This is a genomic window from Sporolactobacillus terrae (genome assembly GCF_019930545.1).
Taxonomy (GTDB): Bacteria; Bacillota; Bacilli; order Bacillales; family Sporolactobacillaceae; genus Sporolactobacillus; species Sporolactobacillus terrae.
Genome location: NZ_CP082837.1, coordinates 688,207 through 705,847, shown reverse-complemented (window position 1 = coordinate 705,847; position 17,641 = coordinate 688,207). Strand labels below are relative to the sequence as shown.

18 protein-coding genes and 1 other annotated feature are annotated in these 17,641 nt (G+C 43.1%); of the genes, 8 read left to right on the top strand and 10 right to left on the bottom strand.

Annotated elements, in window-relative coordinates; all coding sequences use genetic code 11:
* The first annotated feature begins 230 nt into the window (after positions 1 to 230).
* From K7399_RS03165 to K7399_RS03150, 4 genes are all read left to right on the top strand, one after another.
* Positions 231 to 1,136, top strand: a complete 906-nt coding sequence (locus K7399_RS03165; protein ID WP_128166544.1) for a DsbA family protein — start codon at positions 231 to 233, stop codon at positions 1,134 to 1,136.
* A gap of 169 nt (positions 1,137 to 1,305) precedes the next feature.
* Entirely contained in the window at positions 1,306 to 2,535 is a 1,230-nt protein-coding gene (locus K7399_RS03160) for a DNA polymerase IV (RefSeq protein ID WP_028976101.1), read from the top strand.
* The gene (locus K7399_RS03155; RefSeq protein WP_028976102.1) at positions 2,532 to 2,897 is read left to right on the top strand and encodes a YhjD family protein; all 366 of its coding nucleotides are present in this window, start codon (positions 2,532 to 2,534) and stop codon (positions 2,895 to 2,897) included. Before K7399_RS03160 ends, K7399_RS03155 begins: the two co-directional genes overlap by 4 nt.
* A gap of 69 nt (positions 2,898 to 2,966) precedes the next feature.
* Positions 2,967 to 3,137 carry a hypothetical protein gene (locus K7399_RS03150; RefSeq protein ID WP_160168690.1) on the top strand — a complete coding sequence of 57 codons (171 nt, stop codon included), beginning with the start codon at positions 2,967 to 2,969 and terminating at the stop codon, positions 3,135 to 3,137.
* Between the two features lie 64 nt (positions 3,138 to 3,201).
* Here the strand turns inward: K7399_RS03150 and pepF are convergent, their stop codons facing one another.
* The 3 genes from pepF to mecA all read right to left on the bottom strand — a co-directional run bounded on the left by pepF (position 3,202) and on the right by mecA (position 7,338).
* Complete coding sequence (pepF, locus tag K7399_RS03145; protein WP_128166541.1) at positions 3,202 to 5,013, bottom strand: oligoendopeptidase F; 1,812 nt, start codon at positions 5,011 to 5,013, stop codon at positions 3,202 to 3,204.
* 76 nt (positions 5,014 to 5,089) lie between these two features.
* On the bottom strand, positions 5,090 to 6,316 hold the full coding sequence (locus K7399_RS03140; protein ID WP_164875483.1) for a competence protein CoiA: 1,227 nt from the start codon (positions 6,314 to 6,316) through the stop codon (positions 5,090 to 5,092).
* Positions 6,317 to 6,636: 320 nt separating this feature from the next.
* Positions 6,637 to 7,338, bottom strand: coding sequence for an adaptor protein MecA (mecA, locus tag K7399_RS03135; protein WP_028976104.1), 702 nt, complete (start codon positions 7,336 to 7,338; stop codon positions 6,637 to 6,639).
* Positions 7,339 to 7,639: 301 nt separating this feature from the next.
* On the opposite strand from mecA, the gene K7399_RS03130 reads away from it, so the two are divergent.
* Complete coding sequence (locus K7399_RS03130) at positions 7,640 to 8,323, top strand: TerC family protein (protein ID WP_128166536.1); 684 nt, start codon at positions 7,640 to 7,642, stop codon at positions 8,321 to 8,323.
* Positions 8,324 to 8,421: 98 nt separating this feature from the next.
* Here the strand turns inward: K7399_RS03130 and spxA are convergent, their stop codons facing one another.
* Together spxA and K7399_RS16120 are read right to left on the bottom strand one after the other, a co-directional pair.
* Positions 8,422 to 8,817, bottom strand: coding sequence for a transcriptional regulator SpxA (gene spxA, locus K7399_RS03125; RefSeq protein ID WP_010026365.1), 396 nt, complete (start codon positions 8,815 to 8,817; stop codon positions 8,422 to 8,424).
* A 306-nt stretch (positions 8,818 to 9,123) separates the two neighbouring features.
* Positions 9,124 to 9,249, bottom strand: a complete 126-nt coding sequence (locus tag K7399_RS16120; RefSeq protein ID WP_255304688.1) for a hypothetical protein — start codon at positions 9,247 to 9,249, stop codon at positions 9,124 to 9,126.
* Between the two features lie 309 nt (positions 9,250 to 9,558).
* Between K7399_RS16120 and K7399_RS03120 the strand changes: the two genes are divergently transcribed.
* Positions 9,559 to 9,720 carry a hypothetical protein gene (locus tag K7399_RS03120; RefSeq protein WP_156031517.1) on the top strand — a complete coding sequence of 54 codons (162 nt, stop codon included), beginning with the start codon at positions 9,559 to 9,561 and terminating at the stop codon, positions 9,718 to 9,720.
* Positions 9,721 to 9,751: 31 nt separating this feature from the next.
* On the opposite strand, the gene K7399_RS03115 is transcribed toward K7399_RS03120, so the two are convergent.
* The 5 genes from K7399_RS03115 to K7399_RS03095 form a co-directional block, all read right to left on the bottom strand.
* On the bottom strand, positions 9,752 to 10,747 hold the full coding sequence (locus K7399_RS03115; protein WP_028984012.1) for an ABC transporter ATP-binding protein: 996 nt from the start codon (positions 10,745 to 10,747) through the stop codon (positions 9,752 to 9,754).
* Positions 10,747 to 11,766, bottom strand: a complete 1,020-nt coding sequence (locus K7399_RS03110; RefSeq protein ID WP_028984011.1) for an ABC transporter ATP-binding protein — start codon at positions 11,764 to 11,766, stop codon at positions 10,747 to 10,749. The genes K7399_RS03115 and K7399_RS03110 overlap by 1 nt, the downstream gene beginning before the upstream one ends.
* Positions 11,767 to 11,783: 17 nt before the next feature.
* On the bottom strand, positions 11,784 to 12,791 hold the full coding sequence (opp3C, locus tag K7399_RS03105) for an oligopeptide ABC transporter permease (RefSeq protein WP_028984010.1): 1,008 nt from the start codon (positions 12,789 to 12,791) through the stop codon (positions 11,784 to 11,786).
* Positions 12,791 to 13,723: an ABC transporter permease gene (locus K7399_RS03100; RefSeq protein WP_028984009.1), complete on the bottom strand. Its 933-nt coding sequence runs from the start codon at positions 13,721 to 13,723 to the stop codon at positions 12,791 to 12,793. The genes opp3C and K7399_RS03100 overlap by 1 nt, the downstream gene beginning before the upstream one ends.
* 177 nt (positions 13,724 to 13,900) lie before the next feature.
* Positions 13,901 to 15,583 (bottom strand): peptide ABC transporter substrate-binding protein, encoded by a 1,683-nt coding sequence (locus tag K7399_RS03095; RefSeq protein ID WP_128166534.1) that lies wholly within the window; start codon positions 15,581 to 15,583, stop codon positions 13,901 to 13,903.
* Between the two features lie 292 nt (positions 15,584 to 15,875).
* Between K7399_RS03095 and K7399_RS03090 the strand changes: the two genes are divergently transcribed.
* On the top strand, positions 15,876 to 16,271 hold the full coding sequence (locus K7399_RS03090) for a DUF3899 domain-containing protein (protein ID WP_028976111.1): 396 nt from the start codon (positions 15,876 to 15,878) through the stop codon (positions 16,269 to 16,271).
* Between the two features lie 59 nt (positions 16,272 to 16,330).
* Positions 16,331 to 16,582 (top strand) — a binding site (T-box leader).
* A gap of 59 nt (positions 16,583 to 16,641) precedes the next feature.
* Entirely contained in the window at positions 16,642 to 17,634 is a 993-nt protein-coding gene (gene trpS / locus K7399_RS03085; RefSeq protein ID WP_028976112.1) for a tryptophan--tRNA ligase, read from the top strand.
* Positions 17,635 to 17,641 lie beyond the last annotated feature (7 nt).

Below are 17,641 nucleotides of genomic sequence, written 5' to 3'. Positions count from 1 at the left end.
GATCGGAACTTGTTACAATAGATAAAGCTTAAACAGTGCTTTTTTCACACGTGTTTTGTCTGAGTCAATGAATTAAGTTGACGAGAATATCATAAAGGAAGGCTGAATTTAGCAATAATGAATCACGCTATAATGAGAGAGATCACTTCGACTATTGGCAAAGCTTATTTGAATCCAGCGTCTTTTTTTGACCCCGTTTATTTAAAATTTCTTCGAGAGGTGGGGATTTCATGACACACTTTAATGAAGGAATGACATGTGAGGGAGCACTGGGCAACGAGTCATGTTCACTAAAAAAGGGTAAAAAGCGGTCTTTTCAACGCGTCGAGATTCTGATGTTTATCGATCCGCTTTGTCCGGAGTGCTGGGGATTTGAACCTTTGCTCAAAAAATTTCTTCTTCAATATCATAAGTATATTGACTTTCGTATCTTACTGACAACTAATCATGATACGGCAAATTGCTGCCGATTTCACCAAGCCAAGAAAATTGCTGAGGAATGGGACAAATATGCGCGTCTGACCGGTATGTGCTGCGACAGCGACGTATGGCTTGAAAACCCTCCCTCTCTTTATTCGATTGCCTATGCTATTAAGGCTGCCGAATTTCAAGGGCGCGCGGCAGGTCAAATGTTCCTAAAGCGAGTGCGTGAACAAATCTTTTTGAGAAAACAAGGCTTAAATCAATTTGACGAGCTTCTCAAGGTCGCTCGTCTCGCCGGATTAAATGTACAGGAATTCTCAAATGACTTTCACTCCTGCCGGCCGATCAAAGCATTTCAGTGCGACCGTAAATTAGCCAATGAACTGTCCATTACCGAATTGCCGACTCTGGTCTGTTCAACACCATGTAATGATTCAGAAGCCATTAAAGTGAACGGTCATTATCCTTACTCAGTCTATGTACAGATTCTTAGCGAATTATTAAACGAGCGGCCGATTCCCGCCTCGAATATTCCGCTCAAAGATTACTTTAAACAGCAATTTTTCCTAACCACTCAGGAAGTTGCCGTTATCTATGACCTATCCGAAGACGAGGCATTAAAGGAATTGCACAAACTGCAGCTGCAACAAGTTATCGAGCCGATTATGTTAAAAACCGGACAGTACTGGTCCTATCTTACTCGTGCGAACTAAAAGCTGCATATCGAAACAGATCGCCCTGCTTCCGCTTGGACAGCAGGGTTTTTTCTTGTCTTTCAAACCACTTATCTCATTATACAGAACATATGTTTTTATTTCCAGTATTAAAGGAACGCTTGTTCGTGTATAATAAATCCATAGTTAATGAATGGAGGTGGTGCAGATGGATCATACAATTTTTCTGATCGATATGCAGACGTTCTATGCTTCTGTTGAAAAGATGGACTTTCCGGGATTTAGGAGCAAACCTTTAATTGTTGCGGGCGATCCAAAGCAGCGCAGCGGCATTGTGCTTGCTGCCTGCCCCATCGCCAAGCAATTCGGTGTGCTGACCGCCGAACCGCTTGGACAGGCATTGAACAAATGCCCACAGGCCATCGTCCGTCTGCCGCGCATGCAGCACTATATTAACATGTCTGCCGCGGTGACCCGCTTTCTCCAACACTATACCCATTTGGTTGAACCTTACTCGATCGATGAACAGTTTATGGATGTGACTTCAAGTCTGAACCTTTTTGGTGATCCGCTGACCCTTGCTCAAAAAATCCAACAAGACATGCAGCGGCGTTTCGGGATCTACGTACGAATTGGAATCGGACCAAATAAGGCACTGGCAAAAATGGCATGCGACCATTTCAGCAAAAAGAATCAAACGGGCATTTCTCTATTAAATAAAAGGAATATGGAAAAAAAATTATGGGCGCTGCCGATCGGTGCACTTTTTGGGGTTGGGCAGCGAATGGAACAGCACTTCATCGGGATGGGCATTCGCAAAATCGGCCATCTCGCCCGTTTTCCGGTCGACCTGCTGCGCAAACGCTGGGGCGTGAACGGGGAACTGCTCTGGCAAACCGCTCATGGATTGGACGCATCTCCAGTCTCGCCAAATACATTTATCGACCAAAAAGCAATCGGACATCACCTAACACTTCCCTACGACTACACTGATCAACAAGCGATTCGTGTCATTCTTCTTGAATTAAGCGAAGAAGTGGCGGCTCGTGCCCGCTCAGAAAGGTATATGGGAAGTGTTGTCTCTATAGGTGTGTCCGGTCCCTTTGAGCAGCACAATGGCTTTCATCGCCAAATCACATTGCCTTATGCAACAAATTTTGGTTTGGACATTTACCATGCGGTTCATCGTCTTTTCAACGAAAGTTGGAACCGCCAGCCCATTCGCGCCGCGGCCGTAACGCTCAGTGATCTTCAAAAAAGTACGGAAACGTTTCAATTGGATCTGTTTGCACGGATTGAAGAAAAAGCGAGGCTGAGCGCTGCAGTGGACCGTATTCACTGCAAGTATGGCAGAACAGCACTCTTTCGAGGAGCATCCCTTCTGCCAGCCAGTCAGCTTCGTGTACGTGCAGGTAAAATTGGAGGCCACTTCAGATGAACGATCATGATGTATCTCTTCCCGCATCGGAAATGAGCAAAGATGAAACCCGTATTGCTGCTGAATACATGCTTCTGCCGCTGATTAAAAGAGCTTTCGTCCATGACCGCAAAGCACTTGCAGCTTCGGATACCAAATTTAAGCACCTTTATTTAGAAGTTCTTGACGATATGACGGAACAGGTCAGAGCAGATCTGATAAAAAATAAACAAGAACTTTTTGACCAGCAGATGCAGATGATTCGTCACGACTGGTTCTGCTATGAGGTATATGCACGCGGGCGTTTATTTGAATTGGTCTATCAAAAAAGTGTAGCAATGGATTGGATCTATGAGCGTGTACGCAGTTACCTTCGTCCTTAAGCCCCCGCTGCATGTTTTCGCATAAGCTGTCATAGGCTTGTTTTAAACAAGCTGCGGAGGTTGAACCCGATGAAATTGGTTATGCTCTGTCTGTTGTTTGTAATGGCGGTCCTTTGCTTTGGTTATTTTCTGCTTGGATTGCTGCATTTAGAATCCCTGTTCTTGTCCGGAATCCTTTTCTTTACCCTTATTTTTTTGATTGTTCGCATGCTCACGTGGAATCAGAAGCGCAGCCGCTAAAAGAGGGCGTCTCAAAAGTCAAGTTCTGACTTTTGAGACGCCCTCTTAGTCCATTTTTCGGGTTTCAGAAAAGCAAGCGTTCCGTTTCATCAAGAACATTCGCAAATACATCCATTGCCTGCTGCACCGGTTTCGGTTCAGCCATATTTACGCCTGCTTTTTTAAGAATTTCAATCGGCGATTCCGAACTTCCCGATTTGAGGTAGTTCTTGTAGCGTTCAACAGCCGGTGTCCCTTCCTGAAGAATTTGCGCAGACAGTGCTGAGGCAGCGCTGAACCCCGTTGCATATTGGTAAACATAATAGTTGTAGTAGAAATGCGGGATTCGTGCCCATTCCAGACCAATTTGCGGATCAACAACGATATCCGGTCCAAAATAAGTTTTATTCAAATTGTAGTAGGTTTCAGTCAAAAGATCCGCCGTCAATGCTTCGCCTGCACGAACTTTTTCATGAATGATGTGTTCGAATTCGGCAAACATGGTCTGCCTGAAGACCGTGCCTTTGAAGCCTTCCAACTGATTGTTGAGCAAATACAGTTTTCTTTTCTTATCATCGGTGTGATTGAGCAAATAATGATTTAACAATGCTTCATTGCAGGTGGAAGCTACTTCTGCAACAAAGATCGAGTAATCAGAGTACGGATAAGGTTGGCTGGTGCGTGAATAGTAACTGTGCATCGAGTGGCCAAGTTCATGAGCCAGCGTGAACATACTGTCGATGTTATCCTGCCAGTTCAGCAAGATGTACGGCATCGTGCCGTAGCTTCCGCCTGAATAGCCGCCGCTCCGCTTGTTTTGCGTTTCACGGACATCGATCCAGCGTTTCTTAAATCCATCTCGAATGCTATCCAAATAGTCTTCACCAAGCGGTGCAAGCGCTTTGAGCACGACTTCTTTTGCCTCATCATAGGTGACCTTGATTTTTGCATTCGGCACCAGCGGCGCATAAAGATCATACATATGCAGCTCATCCACTTGCAATGCTTTCTTACGCAGTGCTACATAGCGGTACATCAATGGCAAATGTTCATGAATCGTTTTAATCAAGTTATCATACACTGCTTCAGGAATATCATTTCGGAACAAAGCAGCTTCACGTGCCGATCCATACTTGCGCGCATTAGCATAGAACGTATCGCGTTTGATTTGTCCGCTCAAAGTGGAAGCGAGTGTATTTTTAAATGCACCGTACGTTTTATAGACGCCTTCAAACGTAGCTTTGCGGACCTGTCTGTTCTCGCTTTCCATCAGTGTGCCGTAGCGGCCATGTGTAATTTCAACATCCTGTCCGGCCTCGCCCTTGATCGTCGGAAACTTTAAGTCCGCATTATTCAGCATCCCAAACGTAGTCGATGACGCATCGGTAACCTCTTCAGCAGCAGCCAGCAGTGCTTCTTTTTCACTGTCAAGCACATGAGGACGGGTTCTGATGATTTCGTCCAGTGCATGGCGATAGAGCTGCAAGGAGGTGTTCCCTTCAACGAATTGGTTCAGCCGTTCAGGATCAATTGCCAGAATTTCAGGAACGATAAATGCCAGCTTGCTGCCAGCAACTGCAGCAAGACTGCTCGCCCGATCATGAAGGGCCTGGAACGTTGCATTTGCCGTGTTTTCATCATTTTTCATATGTGCATACACATAAACCTTGTACAACAATTCGGTAACTTCATCTTGCTTTTTCAATAATGCATATAAGGAATCGGCGGACTCGCCGATTTTCCCCTTAAACTGTTCGGCTTCTGCGATCAGGTCTTTCACTTTTTCAAAAGCATGCTCCCAAGCAGCAACGCTTGGATAGATCGCTTCCAAATCCCAGGTTTCTTCAACCGGTATATCCTCTCGTTTTGGGAGTGCAGTCGTTTTCCCTTCAGCCATTGCGGCACCTCCATATTTCATGTATTTACCAATAATTATATCCTACTTCTTTTTGAACATTTGCGCAAAAATTTGCTTATTCTTTGATCGGATCATGAAGCAGTGCCGTTTCTAACTGTACCAGCGTTTGTCGATCCTGTTCAAGACATTCAGTGAACGTTGTTTCTTGCACTGGATATGGAAACATACGATAAGATGTGCCACTCTGTTCAGCAACATGCAAACGTACCAATTGTGTCAAATAGACAGCAATCAGCTGCCCTGCTGTTTTAATGGGACACAGTGGAAGCGGGCGAAGCGCAAATAAATCGGCAACCCCTCTTCGGCTTGCTTCTGCAAGCATCCTTTCGGGCGTGAACCAATCGCCGGGTTGGATTCGGCCGAGCAAAAGAACCAGCCACATCTGCCAAAGCAAGGGAGGATTTAGAAAATACATGAATGAATGATGCGGCAAGCCGACATAACTCGGGAACCAAGCAAACTGCTGACGAAATTGATAGACTTGACTGCGCAAAAGATATTCTTCACGAGTCATACGCAAAGGACGTGCAAGTCTTTTTCTTTTCTTCATGGTAAGCCAAAGTCGTATAAATGGTTCGGGTGCAAAATCGAGATGAGGGGCAAGCAATTGATAGGGCTTGCATTCAGACAGTATACAGTAACTTTGCTGGGAAATAAAATAAGTTTTTGACAATGGAGTCAGGCAGGAAGCTAGAAGAAAACATTTTGTCGAAGCATTATAAAACCAGATAAAATAGGGTGAAGAAAACGGATGTTGTGATGAAGCAGCTCTAGATCGGCGAATCGCCATCGAAACGAAACCGGAGAGGCGAATCATGTTTCGTTTGTAGCTGTAATGATGCGTACCAATAATCCAAATCGGGGTTATATGTCTTTGAAGATAACCAATTGACCGTTCTGCTAATCGTTTTTCCGGTATCGCGCTGCACTGATACTCAAGCGCTGTCGGTTCGATCCCGGGCAGATACACATCCGGCCTCTGGTGCAGTTCGGGTAAATAGTATTCCAAACGGGGCGCTCTTCCGGCGGAACGGCTCCAATGAAACAGATCATATTTGCCGGCTAAATGCGCCTCTGTCTCAGGTTCATTCTCTACGAGACACGTATGATGCGGACGATGTGCAAAATGCCAGCGCCGCTTCTCGCCGGCTTTGAGCAATACGGGAGCATGACAGATCGGGCAACGGAACGACTGATTGCGCAACTGCGTTAATTCTTCGCGCGACCCTGCCCTCTCAGCCAGCGAAATACGCTGCGCATCGACGGTTGACGCGATGAGCAAAAAATCACCTCTTTTCATGTTATTTATTCTGCACGCACAGGCTAAACTCCTGCTTTCCTGCAGAATCTGCTTGCCTCACGCTGCACTTCCGCATTGGGCACAGGACGTACTTTCACAGGATGTGATGAGTTCGTGTCTTTTCGGTGCTGAATCATCGCTTCGGTTACTCGCCTGCCGCGGGCGCCAGAGTACCTCCGCTTTGATTCTCGGTCAAGACACGGGTCTATGAGGTTGAAGACGGGGCAGAACCCGTATACTTTTTTATTCTGTGAAAAAAAGCCTGCCGATGATCGGCAGGCTCGTTTTTCACAGGAAAACGATTATTTAAGTAGAGGAAAGTGCTGTTTAATGGTTTGCAGTGCTTCTGTCTTAATGATTTCATTTCCATACTCATCGAGTACATACGGTGTAAGATTCGTGTCAAGCCCATACTCCAGCATCTTGCTTAAATCATTATCCTGATCTTCATCAGACAGACAATCATCAAAAGTAACGTTTAAATAGTAGCTGTTCTTGTATGCATAAAGTGCGGTATCCATCGCCTCGTGAGCCGGAAAAGCATGGCTCAAGGCGATCAAATTCTCAAAATCGGCAAATCCGATTATAAATGAAATCGGCTGATCATCCTGAAAAGAATCATCTTCTGAATGATCAAGCTCCTCATTCTTGTTTTCAGACGCCTTGGCCCGATTTGAACCCTGATCGTCGTCATGGTCGTTAATTGGTATGTCCAGATGTTTATCATCTGATAGCGGCAATTGAAGGTTGGATCCATCTTTTGAAATCTGTGCACGAGTCACAATAATTTCCATACCCTTTTCCAAGGCTTGAACCTGAATCCAAAGCGGACCTTCAAGTGAAAAAGATTCTTGAGTGTGTGCTTCATCCATCATTTGCCAAAAGAGTTCTTCACTTCGATCACGGTTATACCATATCTCCTCGCGATCAAAGCCAAGATCCTCAATATCCAAATAACTGATATAGAACTTCAGCGTATTTTCATTAATCCGTTCGATTTTCACTGCGATCTCTCCCTTCTTTATCAATAGGTATGGGAGTGACAACTGCCGATAGGACAACATGTATCCTGTACCTCTATTGTATGATAAAACGGCCGTCATGGAAATAAAAATAATCCGTATTTAAACGATTCCGCACTTGCCCCATCAACAAGCACTGTTTCGATTAATTGCTTCATTCTATTGATTGCTTAATCTAATTATGCAGCAAATGACAAAAATTGTTTAAAACAAGCGTTGACGGAATGATTCAGGACAAGTCCGCATAAATTGAACGGAGACAGAGGAAAGGAGCTCATCACGCATGTCTTTTGATCTTGATACGCTGCTTTTTATCTTAAAAATCATTTTCATCGATATTATTCTAGGCGGAGACAATGCGGTTGTCATCGCTTTAGCATGCCGCAGGCTCGAAGAAAAAAAGCGCAATGAAGCGATTCTTTTAGGTACCGGAATAGCGGTGATCATCCGTATCGCATTGACCGCAATCGTTGTTTCACTGCTGAATATTCCTTACCTGCTTCTCGTCGGAGGCTTTTTCTTAATCATCATTGCCATCCGTCTGATTACGAATAGACAAGAAAAACATAATATTCGCGCAGGGATATCATTGGTAGCTGCTGTACGAACGATCGTCCTTGCAGACATGGTCATGGGTTTTGATAACATGCTTGCAATTGCCGGTGCATCAAAAGGTCACATCGGCTATATTGCAATCGGTCTTATCTTCTCCGTTCCAATCATTGTCTGGGGAAGCAAAATTATTTTAATCGCTATGGAACATGTTCCTTTTCTCATCTATGTCGGCGGCGGTATTCTTGGCTACACAGCTTCCGAAATGATCATGGATGAACAGGAAATTCGTTGGATTTTTGAAACCTATCCTCAACTTACCCATATCTTTCCAATCCTGCTCATTGCTGCTCTGCTTGTGACCGGATGGCTGTACAACCTCTTTTCCTCATGGAAATTTGCGAAGAGGTCTTAGCATTAGTCGTGAAACAAGAACGACCGCCCAATCGAGGACGGCCGTTCTTATTTCTAAACAATGAATCGGATGTCAATTAAAAAAATCCCGTTCACATGTTAATTAACCAATCGCTGTGCTTCTTGCAACTGAAAGGTACGTACCCTTCTAGGAAGAAAACGGCGAATCTCATCGTCATTGTAGCCAACCTGCAGCCGTTTGTCATCAAGCATAATTGGACGGCGCAACAATCCAGGATTTTCTTTAATCAATTCAAATAACTGCTGGATTGACATTGTCTCCAGTTGAATATTCAGTTCCTGAAAGGCCTTTGACCGTGTCGAGATAATCTCGTCCGTACCGTTTTCAGTCATGCGCAAAATATCTTTAATCTCTTCAATCGATAGTGGTTCGGAGAATATGTTCCGTTCTTTAAAAGGGATGTCATGCTCCCTGAGCCAAGCTTTTGCTTTTCTGCACGACGTGCAGCTTGGAGATGTATACAATGTAACCATATCTCGCCCTCCTTTGAATAATAGAAGCATTCTATTCACTAAGGCTTTCTTTTATTATATAATAATTCTTATAAATTTTATACCCTTTTTTGTATGAAAATAATTTCATATTTCACCAGAAAACAAGCTATTTTGCACCACGATTCGACATATTACGATCATTTCCAATAAAAATGCGGATTCTCATTTCGCTGCGAAACCCACTTGCTCTCGGTAGGTCAAAGGTACGCAAAAAGAGCTTCTCAAAAAGAAGCTCCTCAATACACATCACTATGTTTATTCGGTTTTACCCGCATCATATTCACCTTACGCCGGTAATTTCAGGTTCGCTGACGGTGCATCTTGCGACTTCGGTTGAAGCTGTCCTAAGGTCTCTTTCAACCATTTCCGAATAGAATGTTTGCGTCTCCGTCTGACGTCTTTCGGTTTCACTGATGATCGCCTCCTCACTCATTCGTCCAAATCTCTTCTCCGGTGGATCTCACAAGAGTATTCTTTGTCTGCCTTTATTCTCAACCCGACACGCTTGGTTGTCAAGGTAAAATTTTGACATGCCCCATTTCAAAGAAGCAGTGCCCCTTCTTGAGACTCGACTGTGATTATGTTAAGCTTGGACATCGTTATGGAACATATCGCCGTTTCACCGAACCTTGAGGTAAATGTCTTCACGACATCCTCTTATACTATATGTGAAGCGCGCAGAAAGTATTCACAGAAACAAACCTTAATGGAGCTGATTTTATGACCCGCTGGATTACCTGCTTTCTCGCTTTGCTTCTGATCATCGCCATCATTCTGTACCATTTTTTTCACTTGCTAACGATGCCGATGATTATTGTGCTGCTTCTCTTTAACATTCTTTTCTATTTTGTGCATCTTTTCATCACTTATCGAAAAAAATAATCCTTGCAGAATATCCTGCAAGGATTATTTTTTATACTTTTTCTGTTTTTATTTCTTCATCATGAAGGTGGCAGGCCACCCAGTGGTTCTTTTCTGCTTCATGCCATTTCGGTCTGACTTTTGCACAGATATCCATAGCAAATGGACAACGTGTTCTGAAACGACAGCCGCTTGGCGGATCAATTGGACTTGGCACATCGCCTTCAAGAATAATACGCTCGCGTGTCCGTTCAATCTCCGGGTCAGCAACCGGGATTGCCGACAGCAACGACTGCGTATAAGGATGCAGAGGATGATCATAAACGTCATCACTGGATGCCAGTTCGGCCATGTTCCCCAGATACATGACCCCAACGCGATCACTGATGTGCTTCACCATCGAAAGATCATGAGCAATAAACAGGTAGGTCAGACCCTGTTTCTCCTGAAGCTCCTGCATTAAATTGACAACTTGAGCTTGAATGGAAACGTCAAGTGCTGAGATCGGTTCATCGGCAATGATAAAGTCCGGATCTACTGCAAGTGCCCGTGCAATCCCAATGCGCTGTCTCTGTCCGCCACTGAACTCATGCGGATAACGGTTGGCATGCTCACGATTCAGCCCAACCGTTTCAAGCATCTTATAGACACGATCCATACGTTCTTTCGGTGATTTAGCCAAGTGGTGAATGTCGATACCTTCCGCAATAATATCCTTAACCATCATTCTCGGATTTAGAGAAGCATACGGATCCTGAAAGATCATCTGCATCCGTTTTGACAAGTTTTTCTTCTCATTGCGGTTCAGCTTTCCACCAATATCCTGACCGTCAAAAATGACTTCCCCGTCCGTAGGGTCGTAGAGCCGAATAATCGTTCGGCCGGTTGTTGATTTTCCGCATCCTGATTCGCCAACAAGCCCTAAGGTCTCGCCTTTATACACGTCAAAAGTCACGCCATCGACGGCCTTAAGCACATCCTTGCGGGAAACATTAAAATATTTTTTTAGATTCTTTACTTGTAACAGTTTTTCAGTCTTTGCAGCCATTATGCTTCCCCTCCTACACCAATCGTTGACGGCGGAACTACTTTCGGCGCTCGTTCATCCAGAAGCCAGCATGCTGCCTTCTGTGTCTTCGACAGTTCTGTGTACTCAGGCATATGATCGATGCATACCTTCATCGCATAAGGGCATCTGGCCGCAAAAGGACAGCCCTTCGGCGGATGGCTCAAATCAGGAGGCGTCCCCGGAATTGCCAGAAGCTTATCCGTTTTTGCATGCAGTTTCGGCATAGAGGATAGCAGTCCCCATGTGTACGGATGCTTCGGATTGTAGAAAATTTCATCCAAAGTCCCTGTTTCTACAATTTTTCCGCCATACATAACAGCGACACGTTTGGCAAGATTAGCCACAACACCCAAGTCGTGTGTGATCAAAATAATTGCCGTTCCGGTCTTTTCTTGCAAGTCGCGCATCAAGTCCAGAATTTGGGCTTGGATGGTTACATCCAGCGCGGTTGTCGGCTCATCGGCAATCAATATTTTTGGATTGCAAGCAAGAGCAATGGCAATCACCACACGCTGCCGCATCCCCCCAGAAAATTGATGTGGATATTCATCGACACGCTTTTCTGGGTTCGGGATTCCGACCAGCTGCAGCAGTTCAACGGCACGCTCTCGTGCATCATGTTTAGATAAGCCCTGATGCTTAATCAGGCCTTCCATGATTTGCTTACCAATTTTCATCGTTGGGTTGAGCGCCGTCATCGGATCCTGAAAAATCATTGAGATATCTTTGCCACGAATTTTCTGCATCTGTTTCTGCGTGTACTGAACAAGATCGTTTCCTTCAAAGAGAATTTCACCCGTTGCAATTTCTCCAGGTGGATTCGGAATCAACCCCATAATCGATTTAGATGTTACGGACTTACCGGACCCGGATTCACCGACAATAGCCAGCGTTTCTCCTTTGTCCAATTGCAAATTAATCCCGCGAACTGCCTGTACATCCGCGCCAAATATATGAAAGACAACATTTAAATCTTTAATTTCCAATAAATGATCCATTAGTGCACCTCCTGTACTTATCGGCGAAGCTTCGGATCAAATGCATCGCGAAGCCCGTCTCCCATAATATTAAAGCAAATTAACAGGAGCGAAATAATAATACCCGGATAAAGTGTCTGATACGGATGAATCTGCAGCATTTGATACCCATCATTGATCAATGAACCTAATGAGGCTTGAGGCTGACGAATACCTAATCCGATAAAACTAAGAAACGCTTCAAAAAAGATCGCATTTGGTACGGAAAACATGGTATTAATGATAATCATCCCAATGGAATTGGGAATCAAGTGTTTGAAAATTATACGTCCGTCCCCTGCTCCAAGTGTACGTGAAGCTAGAACAAACTCTTGATTTTTCAGTTTAAGCATTTCTCCACGAACAATTCGCGCCATCGAAAGCCAACTTGTCGCAAGAATAGCGATGGTTATTGTAATCAAGCCTGGCCGCATGATTAACATCAATAAGATAATCCAGACGAGATTCGGAATTCCAGCAATGATTTCAAGAATGCGTTGCAGCACGGTGTCAATCATGCCACCAAAATAACCTGAAACCCCACCATAAACAACACCAATAAAGACATCTGCAAGTGTTGCAATAAGCGCAATAATTAAAGAAATTTGCGTTCCTTTCCATGTTCTTGTCCATAAGTCACGACCAAATTGGTCGGTACCAAACCAATAGTTCTTAGTTACATTTTTTTCTTTATAGATGTCTACACCATTCTCATAGCCGTTAAATGCGGGAATCCATGTCAAGGCGCCAATCTTAGGTGGAAGATTGGCACGAGACACATCTTGGTCATCAATATCGTAACCAAAGAAATGAGGTCCAATAATAGCAAAGAGAACAATAGCGGCAATAATAATCATCGATGCCATAGCGCCCTTATTTGTTACAAACCGTCGAAGCGCATCTTTCCAAGCGCTGACACTTTCACCGGTAATTTTCTCACTCTCAGTATCGGCTAAGTTCACTTTAGCAAATGATTCTTTAGTAATATCAGTGTTAGAATTGGCCATCATGATGGTTTACCTCCAGACACACGGATTCTCGGATCAATGATACCGTATAATATATCCACAATCAGAATGGTTCCAATAAATAACCCAGCATACAATTCAGTTGTTCCCATAATCATCGGGTAGTCATTGGTCACTATTGCGTCAACAAACTGTGAACCAATTCCAGGTATTGCAAAAATGTTCTCAATTACCAAAGAACCGGTCACGACTGCCGAAGTTAATGGACCGATAACGGTAACAATGGGAATCATCGCATTACGAATTGCATGCTTATAAATAACAGCAGATGTACTCAATCCTTTTGCTTGCGCCGTTACTATGTAATCTTGATTCAACACCTCAACCATCTCTGTCCGCATAAATCGTGCAACGGTTGCCATAACGCCAACACCAATAGAAATAACGGGCAATACATGTGTCATTGGTCCGCTCCATCCGATTACAGGAAAAATGCGAATCTGAACTGAAAAGAAGTACTGTAAAATCGCAGCAAAAATAAACGAAGGGATTGATATAAATACTACAGTGAGTACAACTGTCCCCCAGTCAAGAACACGTCCACGATTAATTCCTGAAACAATCCCCAAAAGTATTCCCAATACAGTTCCGAATACCATGGATTCAAAACCTAATTGTAAAGATACCGGAAATCTTTGAAATAAAAATTCCGTGACCGGTTGCATTCCGTATTGGAATGACCCCCCCAGATCACCGTGAATAAAATTCCACAAGTAATGTAAATATTGAATTGGAACAGGCTGATCTAAGCCATAATAATGTTTCAATTGGTTTAATTGTTCAGGTGTTAGACGATTGGCAAACTTAAACGGTGTGCCCGGTAACATTTTCATCGACAGGAAGGTCAAGGTTACTACTACATAAAAAGTGACAATCATATAGCCAACCCGTTTCAGTATATATCGACCCACAGAACTTAACCTCCTATATTTCATATAATCATGATCATGACCTTAGGTCAGTCATTAAATAGTTTATCATACTAAACAATTAAAGAATTTGTAAACTAATGGAAAGGAGAGTACATGCCGCTCAGACACATACTCTCCTTCAAAACCTCACATATCAACTAAAAAACACTCACATAATCAATGCTTTAAAATATAAGCCTTTGAGAAGTCAAACTCAGGACCATATGATGGTTGCGAATAACCTTTAACATAAGATTTCTGTGCCCAAGTGTATCCCTGTTGAAACAGAGGAACGATTGGATATTCAGACATCATTAATTCTTCAGCAGATACCAGATCATTCCAACGATTAGTTACATCTGCCGTGTTCGTCTGTGCATCTTTAATAAGTGAATCAAATTTCTTATTCGACCATCCAATTGTATTCATTGGATTATTCGTTGTCCACATATCAAGATAAGTCATCGGATCTTGATAATCTGGGAACCAACCACTAAACGCAATATCATACTTAAACTCGTTGTTTAGTTTTAAATAATTTGCCCATGGTTGTTCATTTACTTCAACAGTTACACCAGGAAGGTTTTTCTTTATCTGGTTGGCAATATAAGCGTCAATTTGTTTCACTTTGCTCGTGTCTTGACTTAAGAAATTAATTTTAAGTGACTTGATTCCCAATTCTTTTTTCGCTTTATTCCAATAAGATTTTGCTTCTGAAGATTCTCCTGCTGAGAAACCATCAGGATGTTTCGAACGGAAATCCTTACCGTCAGGACCGGCAGTGAAATCTTTTGGAACAACATAGTTTGACGGAACGGAACCATCATTAAGAATGGTTTGAGTCAGCCCTTGACGGTCAATTGCCGCATTAAGTGCTTTTCTCAGATTAAGGTTTTTCAAATTTTTGTTTGTTTTCTCATTAATGTAGAGATAGTAAGTACCAGCATTTACTGAACTCTGAACTTCTTTTGGGTATTGCTTTTTGAACTGGTCAATAAATTCAGCAGACAATTGGACAATGTCACTCGATCCAGTTTTATACATATTTACAGCTGTACCTGATTCTTTTACAACTTTAAAGTTTACTGTCTTAAGTTTCGTTTCTTTTGCATTCCAGTAGTCTTTGTTTTTCTTATAAGTCCAGCCGGTACCTTTTTTCCAGTCGGAAAGGACAAACGGACCACTATAGAGCATTGTATCTGCGGATGTTGCATATTTACTTCCGTTTTTCTTAACAACGTCTTCACGTACCGGGAAGAATTGCGGTTGAGACAAAATGCTGTAGAAGAATGGCGGAGCAGCCTGTTCAAGCGTTACTTGCAGTGTCTTATCATCAAGCGCTTTAATACCTAGTTTATCATATTTTCCGTAATATGCTTTATTATCAGGATCTTCGATTTTAGCTGCATTTTTGATACCAACAGATGCAAAAAGGAAATTGTATGCAGGTTTTGCTGCCGGATCATTCTGACGATGCCATCCATAAACAAAGTCTTGAGCGGTTACGGGTTTCCCATCGGACCATTTTTGATCACGCAGAGTAAACGTATACGTTTTCTTATCTGCGCTTACCTTTGGCTCACCTTTTGCCAAATCCCATTCGAACTTGTTGTTGTGCATTCTTGTCAGACCGGATTGCGTCATATCAATTGCGTTTGTTGACGTTGTATCGGTTGCAAGATTTGGATCAAGTGTTGGAATGTCAGCATTAATTGACATAGTCAATGTTTGATCCTTCGCTAATTCCGTACTACTTCCTTTGCTGCTGCTGTCATTGCTGCTTGAGCTTCCGCAAGCGGACAGTACAAGACTCAAAGCGAGCACAAAGGACAGTACGAGTGACCATTTTGCCTTTTTCATAAAAGCAATAACCTCCCCTAAATTGCTATCTTTTTTAGGCTGGTTCCTGCTATACCCTTGTATGTATAACAAGAACCGTTCAACCTACAGAAGCTATTATACAAGTTATCTGTAATTTTTGCATGTTTTTTTTTTGAACTTGTCTGTCTCTTTCTCGTGAAAGATGTAGAATATATTGATGTTAAGCTATTTTTTGAAAATATATTTTTTAATATTATGTTATAATTTCTAACAAAAGTTCCATGAATCGACCTTTATCTAACAAACAATAAAAAATCATTCGAGGTGTTCCATGAGTAAATTTAGATTTAAAATAAAAAATCTGTATCTATTCTTTCTTTTTGTAGAAATCCTCATTTCCATAGTCACGCAGGGATTATTCGCCCGCGCCTTCTCTCTGATCACTTTGATCAACCATCTTTCCGTTGTCAGTCTGCTTTCTCTTAACCTCGGGCTCATCATTTTCATCATTCAAGGCGGCTTTTTCGACGGAATGACTTATAGCTTTAAACGGGTCGCACGTGCCATTAGAAAAAAACAGCTTGGGCAACAGGAAGCGGAAGCGGAAGCGCCGCTTGCTGAGATGAAGCACCGTGACGGATCGCAGCGCTGGCCGATTACTTGGCCGCTGATCCTTTCCAGTTTGCTCCTGTTTGTTACAACGGTTTTAATCTCACTTGCTTTTTAAAAGTGAAGTTGCATGAAAAAAGATTATTGACTATAATATTTAGCAATAACAGTGCATATGAAAGAGCAATGATAAAGAAGAGTACCTTGCGGAAAATCTTCAGAGAGCTTCGGACTTGGTGAGATCGAGGTGATGGACTGCATGGGAATGGACTTTTGAGCTGCAATCCGAACCTCAGAATCAAATCTGTCAGTAGGCATTGACGCCTCCATGCGTTATCATGGTGATGGTTCTCATTTTGTTAGGACCAGATAAGCTGTTTCTGTTTTGCAGAAAAATCAGGGTGGTACCGCGGTCTATTCGTCCCTTGTGGATGGATAGGCCTTTTTATATATCCAAAAAAATTGAAAGCATAGAAAGGTGATTGATTTTGGCAAAAATATTTTCCGGCGTACAGCCGACCTCCATCCCGACACTTGGCAATTACTTAGGTGCGATGCACAATTTTGTGACCCTCCAAGAAGGCAATGATTGTATCTATTGCATCGTTGACGAACACGCGATTACCGTACCTCAGGATCCTAAAGAAATTCAAAAGAACATTCGTAATCTGGCTGCTCTGTACCTCGCTATGGGCATCGATCCAAAGAAATCAATTCTGTTCATTCAGTCTGAAGTGCCTTGCCACGCCCAGCTCGGATGGATCATGCAATGTACAAGCTATATGGGTGAGTTGGAACGAATGACCCAATTCAAAGATAAATCAAAAGGAAAGAAGGCCATTCCTGCTGGACTCCTTACTTATCCACCGTTGATGGCTGCAGATATTCTGCTTTATCAAACCGAACTTGTCCCGGTCGGTGCAGATCAGAAACAGCATATGGAACTCACACGCGATTTAGCAGAACGGTTCAACAATAAATACGACGATGTGTTTACAATTCCTGAACCCTATATTCCTCCAGTTGGCGCGCGCATCATGTCACTCCAGGAACCGACGAAGAAAATGAGCAAGTCGGATACGAACCGAAAAGCAACGATCTTCACACTGGATCCGGAAAAAGACATCATCAAGAAAATTAAATCTGCAATTACCGATGATGAAGCCGTTGTCCGTTATGACCGCGACGCAAAGCCGGGAATCTCGAACCTGCTCGATATCTTCTCGCTCTGCTCCGGCCGTTCCGTTGATGCGTTGGTTACTGCTTATCAAGGCAAAGGGTATGGTGAATTTAAAACCGATGTTGCCGAAGCAGTGGTTGGCACACTGAAGCCGATTCAAGACCATTATGCGCAATTAATCGAGTCTTCGGAACTGGATCGAATTCTCGATGAAGGTGCCGAACGTGCCTATGCCATTGCAAAAGAAACATTAAGAAAGACTGAAAAAGCATTGGGGATCGGCCGTCATAACCGACACTAATCAAGAA